Genomic DNA, 6,303 nt, shown 5'->3' with positions numbered 1-6,303 from the left:
CTCATCATGCTCATCATGCTCATCATGCTCATCATGCTCGGCATTAGTAATTACATAAAATCTTTTATCAGAGCCAAGATTACTAAGCGTTTTATTTAAACCTTCTTCCATATTTGGATGAATAGCAATAACTAAGTCAGCTTGTTCTACCAGTGATAGTTGCGAAGGTCTAAGATGAAAATGATGTGCAGACTGATTGGAGTCCAGCAAAAGTGCTGGCTTGGAAACGCCCTGAGTAAGGCTACTGACAATAGAGTGAATGGGCTTAATACTAACCACAATATTTGGCGCGGCAAAAGTTTGGGTGCTCAGTAGAAAGCCAAGGATTAAGAATCGAAAAATCATGCGCATAATTATACCGTTATTTGTTACAGATAAAGATTGCGCGTTTGGGTGCTGGCAATCCTTCAACGGTTAAATCATCATCATTCGGATCTAGAAAGTCTTTGATAGACTGCGTGTTATCGCCAATCCAGTGAGTGGCGCGCTGTTCTTCTGGCGTGGTTTTGGTGGCATCAATTAGTCTAATATTGTTAAATCCTGCTTGCGTTAGCCAAGTGTGTAAGGTGTCAGTGGAAGGCAAGCACCAAACATTGCGCATGCGTGCATAACGATCTTCAGGAATGATTTGATCGCCATACATCTGATCAATAACAAGCGTCTCTAGTATAAGTTCCCCGTCATCCTGCAGTACATTTTTAAGCTGTTGAAGATGTAGCATATGATCTTTTTGATGATATAAAACCCCCATAGAGAAAACCGTATCAAAAGAAGGTTGCATGGGCATCTGCTCAAGTTTTAACGGCAGTACGTAAGCTTTTGGTGGATTGCTTATTAGCGTTCGAATGGCTTGAAATTGATAATTGAACAGTAAAAACGGCTCAATACCCAATGCCAAATCAGCACCTTGTAAGGCCATTAAATAGGTGAAATAACCATTGCCAGATCCAACATCAAGTACTGCTTTTCCAGCTAAAGGTTGAATGTGATCTTTGAGTCGATCCCATTTCATGTCGCCACGCCATTCACTCTCTAAATTCAGCTGTCCAATTTGGTACGGGCCTTTACGCCACGGCATCAGTTGTTTGAGGGATTGGGTTAGTTGATTGGGGTTGATATCGGAATCGATAGCGACAAAAGGGTGTTTGAAACTAACTGGACCAGGTTGATTGGCTTCAAGATCGATAATGGCATTTTCCCATTTGGGAATGTTGCCATTATTAACGCCAAACGCTTGCATTGACAACTCAACTAATGATGTGCAAATAGGGGATAAAGAGGTCGATTTGCAGTGTTTTTCAAAATCTTTAAGCATACAAAACCAGAGTGATATAAAATAGCTTTAAAAGAGGAATTTTAAATTATTTGGAGATCAAAGACATGATGAATAAAACATTAACTTTTGCAGCGGCAATTACATTAACAACTGGCCTTATTGCTGGCGGCGATGATCGTGACATGGGCCCGGTTGAGGCGCTAGATTCAATGCAGCCGGTGGCTGAAAAAACAGTTATTACTGAGCAGGCGCCAGATACCATGACATTAAGCGACACGTCTAAAGTGATTGGCCAAACACCTTCTGGTTTTGCAGTAACCGAATCAGCACACCAGGCATGTCAAGCAACTTTAGGCTTGTCGGATGATAACATTGCAAGATTTAAAGATGCGTTAGCAGGTGGCTTCTTATTTAATACAGGTCCGATTGATGCTATGGGTACTTTGTTTTCACCTGAGCGTTGGGCGGATTACTTTTCATGTGTAAAGGGTGAGTAGGCTTAATTCTTAGCTAACAAAAAAAAGGCCTGCAATTGAAAAAATACAGGCCTTTTTTAACGTCTAAAGAAATGGTTAAATTTCCAGTAGGGAGTTTTCTTTCTCAGTTAATTTTGCTTCCACTTCTTTAACGCTGGCATCGGTAATTTTTTGAATATTTTCTTCAGCTTTTCTAGCCTCGTCTTCTGAGATTTCTTTGTCTTTTAGTAGATCTTTGAAGTCGCCATTGGCATCACGACGAATATTACGAATGGCAATTTTGGCATTTTCTGCTTCATCTCTAACCACTTTAACCAAATCACGTCTACGTTCTTCAGTCAGTGGTGGCAGTGGGATGCGAATTACTTGACCCATAGCTTGAGGATTTAGGCCTAAATCTGATGTCATGATGGCTTTTTCCACCGCTGCTGACATGTCTTTTTCCCAAACCGATACTTTCAGTGTGCGCGAATCTTCAGCGGCAATATTACCCACTTGAGATAATGGCACCATAGAGCCGTAGTATTCAACTTGAATTTGCTCTAGCAATGAGGGATGTGCACGACCAGCACGAATTTTTCCAAAATTAGTTTCAAGAGAGTCGACACTCTTGCCCATACGCTCTTTAGCGTCTTGTTGAATTTCAGCTAGCATAATTAATTCCTTACAATAGTTCCTAGGGCGTCACCCTTAAGAATTTTAGAGAGTGTTTTTGTATCTTCCAGCATACTAAAGACACAAATTTCGATATTGTGTTCACGACACATGGCAAATGCCGATGTGTCCATAATTTGAAGATTGTTAGCAATGGCTTCGTCAAAAGTAAGTGTATCGTAACGAGTAGCACTTGGATCTTTCATAGGATCGGCCGTGTAAACGCCATCAACTTTAGTGGCTTTAAAGACTGCCTCTGCACCAATTTCAATTGCTCTTAAGGTTGCACCAGTGTCAGTGGTAAAACATGGTGCACCCGTACCTGCTGAGAAAATAACCACTTTGCCTTCGCTAAGTGCTTGTTTAGCTTTGTTGTGATCCATTGGCTCGCAAACACCACCGCCAATTGGAAAGCCGGACATCACCAATACATCAACATCATGTTTACGACAGCTGTCTGAAATGGCCAATGCATTCATGACTGTGGCAAGCATGCCCATGTGATCGCCAGTGACGCGATTCATTCCAGCTTCTGCAAGTGCTGCGCCACGGAAAATATTACCCCCGCCAACAACAATACCTACTTCAATGCCTTGCTCTTGAACAGATTTGATAATACTAACCACTTTGTCTAATGTGGCAGGATCAACGGTATTTTCTGAGCTAGCTAGCGCTTCGCCACTTAATTTTAATAAAATGCGTTTATATTTGCTCATGTGTTGAGAATTGTCAAAGGTTAAATAATACAGAGTGATTTTACCTATCTTGTTCGTTATAATGAACCCTTTGTCCGACATAATTTCTGCATCTCATGGATCAAATTAGCATACAAGGCGCTCGCGTTCACAATCTTAAAAATATTGATATTAATATCCCCAGAAACAAGCTGGTAGTGATTACCGGTTTGTCTGGTTCGGGCAAGTCATCGTTAGCATTTGACACAATTTATGCGGAAGGCCAAAGGCGCTATGTTGAGTCATTGTCAGCCTATGCAAGGCAATTTTTATCGTTAATGGAAAAGCCTGATGTTGATCATATCGAGGGCTTATCTCCAGCAATTTCTATTGAGCAAAAGGCCACTTCACATAATCCGCGCTCTACTGTGGGTACCATTACTGAAATTTATGATTATCTGCGATTGTTGTTTGCTCGAGCGGGCGTGCCAAAATGCCCCAAGCATGAAATTGACCTAGCCTCTCAAACAGTGTCACAAATGGTGGATGGTATTACCGCTTTGCCTGAAGGTGAAAAAATTATGCTGTTGGCGCCGATTGTGCAAAATCGTAAAGGCAGCCATAAAAAACTATTGGAAGAGTTATCTCATCAAGGGTTTTTGCGTGCACGGGTTGATGGCGAAGTGCTTTACATGGATGAGATGGATGAGCTTAATGGCAAGACTCGCCACACCATTGAAATCGTGGTTGATCGACTTAAAATTCGTGAAGATATCAATTCGCGCCTATCCGAATCTTTGGAAACAGCGCTTAATTTGAGTAGTGGCCTGGTAAGGGTTGCCTCGATGAGTGAAGAGCCTAGCTGGGATGAGCTGGTTTTTTCTGCTAAGTTTTCTTGTGTGCAGTGTGGTTATTCATTGACTGAACTTGAGCCTCGATTATTCTCTTTTAATAATCCTGTTGGCGCCTGTCCAACTTGTGATGGATTAGGTGTTAAGGACATGTTTGATGCACAGAAGGTAGTGGCTAATCCGGGCTTAAGTTTGGCCGATGGCGCTATTCATGGCTGGGGTCGCTCGAATGCTTATTTTTATCAAGTATTGATGTTGGTTGGTCAATACTATGGATTTGACATCGAAACCACCTATGAAGAGTTAAGTGATAAGCATAAAAAGATTGTGCTGTATGGCAGTGGCGAAGATGAAATTGATTTTTCTAAAATAAAAGGTAGACAAGGTTGGTCAAATAAGCCTAAGCCTTTTGAAGGGGTAATTCCTAGAATGATGCGTCGCTATGAGGAAAGCGAGATTCGCTCAGTTCGAGAAGAGTTATCACGCTATGTGGTGAGTATGAATTGTGTTGAGTGTAAGGGTGACCGACTCAATGAATCGGCCAGAAACGTCTTTATTGGCGGGCAAAATTTATCACACATTACCAAATTATCTATTGCCAGTATTTATGAGTTTTTAAAAGACCTAAAGCTTGAAGGTTCGCGCGCTCAAATTGCGGACAAAATCCTTAAAGAAATTATTCAGCGTTTAGAGTTTTTAATCAATGTTGGTCTGGAATATTTAAGCCTCGATCGTCGAGCTAATTCACTCTCGGGCGGTGAAGCTCAGCGTATCCGACTAGCCAGTCAAATTGGCGCAGGGTTGATGGGTGTTTTGTATGTTCTAGATGAGCCGTCTATTGGCCTTCATCAACGTGACAACCAAAAACTATTAAACACACTTACTTACTTAAGAGATATTGGTAATACAGTGATTGTGGTGGAGCATGATGAAGATGCGATCAAACAAGCTGATTATGTGATCGATATTGGCCCAGGTGCAGGCATGCACGGTGGTGAAGTGATTGCATCAGGCACACCAGAAGAGGTAGCCAACAATCCAAAATCGCTCACGGGTGATTACATAAGTGGCAGACAGAGTATTGAGGTACCTGCACAGCGAAAAACTTCAGATCGTTGGATTGAGATTAAAGGCGCTAAAGGCAACAATCTAAATAATGTTGATTTGTCCATTCCTATTGGTGTGTTAACGTGTGTCACTGGCGTATCAGGATCGGGTAAATCAACCTTGATTAACGAAACCTTGTATGCACTAGCGGCGCGAGATTTGAACCGTGCACAAACAACACCAGCTGAATTTGATTCAATTGAAGGATTAGACCAAGTTGATAAAATTGTAAATATTGATCAAAGCCCAATTGGGCGAACACCGCGCTCTAATCCAGCAACTTATACAGGCATCTTTTCGTTAGTTCGAGATTTGTTTTCGCAAACATTAGAGGCGAGAAGCCGGGGTTATAAGCCGGGGCGTTTTAGCTTTAATGTTAAAGGGGGTCGGTGTGAGGCTTGCAAAGGTGACGGGCTAATTAAAGTTGAAATGCACTTTTTGCCTGATATTTATGTGCCATGTGACGTTTGTCATGGTGATCGTTACAATCGTGAAACTTTGGAAATTACCTACAAGGGTAAAAATATTTCAGAAGTGTTGGGTATGACGGTTGAAACTGCCGTAGAATTTTTTGAACCTATTCCTAAGATTAATCAAATATTACAAACATTAATGGATGTGGGGCTAACTTATATTACCCTAGGTCAAAATGCAACAACACTATCAGGTGGTGAGGCGCAACGTATTAAACTGGCCAAGGAGTTGTCTAAGTTAGATACTGGACAAACACTTTATATTTTAGATGAGCCAACAACTGGCTTGCATTTTCATGATATTAAGCAATTGCTAGGTGTGATTAATCGCTTGCGTGAGCGGGAAAACACCATTGTTATTATTGAGCATAATTTAGATGTAATTAAAACCGCTGACTGGATTGTTGACTTAGGCCCCGAGGGTGGTGACAAAGGCGGGCATATTATTGCCACTGGTACGCCAGAGGCAGTGAGTGAAGTTAAAGGCTCTTACACAGGTGAGTATTTAAAGAGTTACCTGTAAGCCTTTGATGTCTGACATTTCAAGATTGGTTATTTCATACAGGTAATTTCGCCCACCTTTAATTTGTTTGATTAAAACGGGTAAATATCGATATTCCTTTAAGAAATAGGCTTGAATGTTGTTACCTTTATGGTTGATTCGAGCCACCTTGATTGCTGCATAATTCTTGCCTTGAATGTTAACTGTTTGATTGTCGAATCTTTGAAATTCTTGCGTTTCAACTGAACTGCCGTCAGCAATTTGGTAGCTAAAAGTAGTTTGTTTAGGGT

At 41.3% G+C, this 6,303-nt stretch carries 7 protein-coding genes; 2 read left to right on the top strand and 5 right to left on the bottom strand.

Annotation, left to right across the window (positions count from 1 at the left end):
* On the bottom strand, positions 1 to 351 hold a 351-nt coding region (locus tag PSN35_RS04965), incomplete at its 3' end, for a zinc ABC transporter substrate-binding protein (RefSeq protein ID WP_300030300.1).
* Positions 352 to 361: 10 nt separating this feature from the next.
* Positions 362 to 1,315: a tRNA 5-methoxyuridine(34)/uridine 5-oxyacetic acid(34) synthase CmoB gene (gene cmoB / locus PSN35_RS04960; protein WP_300030297.1), complete on the bottom strand. Its 954-nt coding sequence runs from the start codon at positions 1,313 to 1,315 to the stop codon at positions 362 to 364.
* A 68-nt stretch (positions 1,316 to 1,383) separates the two neighbouring features.
* On the opposite strand from cmoB, the gene PSN35_RS04955 reads away from it, so the two are divergent.
* Complete coding sequence (locus tag PSN35_RS04955; protein ID WP_300030294.1) at positions 1,384 to 1,773, top strand: hypothetical protein; 390 nt, start codon at positions 1,384 to 1,386, stop codon at positions 1,771 to 1,773.
* A 75-nt stretch (positions 1,774 to 1,848) separates the two neighbouring features.
* On the opposite strand, the gene frr is transcribed toward PSN35_RS04955, so the two are convergent.
* Positions 1,849 to 2,406 carry a ribosome recycling factor gene (frr, locus tag PSN35_RS04950; protein WP_300030291.1) on the bottom strand — a complete coding sequence of 186 codons (558 nt, stop codon included), beginning with the start codon at positions 2,404 to 2,406 and terminating at the stop codon, positions 1,849 to 1,851.
* A gap of 2 nt (positions 2,407 to 2,408) precedes the next feature.
* A complete protein-coding gene (pyrH, locus tag PSN35_RS04945; RefSeq protein ID WP_300030289.1) occupies positions 2,409 to 3,122 on the bottom strand; it encodes a UMP kinase in 714 nt (237 codons plus the stop codon).
* A gap of 95 nt (positions 3,123 to 3,217) precedes the next feature.
* On the opposite strand from pyrH, the gene uvrA reads away from it, so the two are divergent.
* Positions 3,218 to 6,034: an excinuclease ABC subunit UvrA gene (gene uvrA, locus PSN35_RS04940; RefSeq protein WP_300030287.1), complete on the top strand. Its 2,817-nt coding sequence runs from the start codon at positions 3,218 to 3,220 to the stop codon at positions 6,032 to 6,034.
* On the opposite strand, the gene PSN35_RS04935 is transcribed toward uvrA, so the two are convergent.
* On the bottom strand, positions 6,017 to 6,303 hold a 287-nt coding region (locus tag PSN35_RS04935; protein ID WP_300030285.1), incomplete at its 5' end, for a hypothetical protein. The two genes, uvrA and PSN35_RS04935, sit on opposite strands and share 18 nt — an antisense overlap.

The sequence above is a fragment of the Candidatus Thioglobus sp. genome (assembly GCF_028599055.1).
Classification (GTDB): Bacteria; Pseudomonadota; Gammaproteobacteria; order PS1; family Pseudothioglobaceae; genus Thioglobus_A.
The sequence above is the reverse complement of the archived record's forward strand: the minus strand, read 5'-3'. Positions and strand labels throughout refer to the sequence as shown.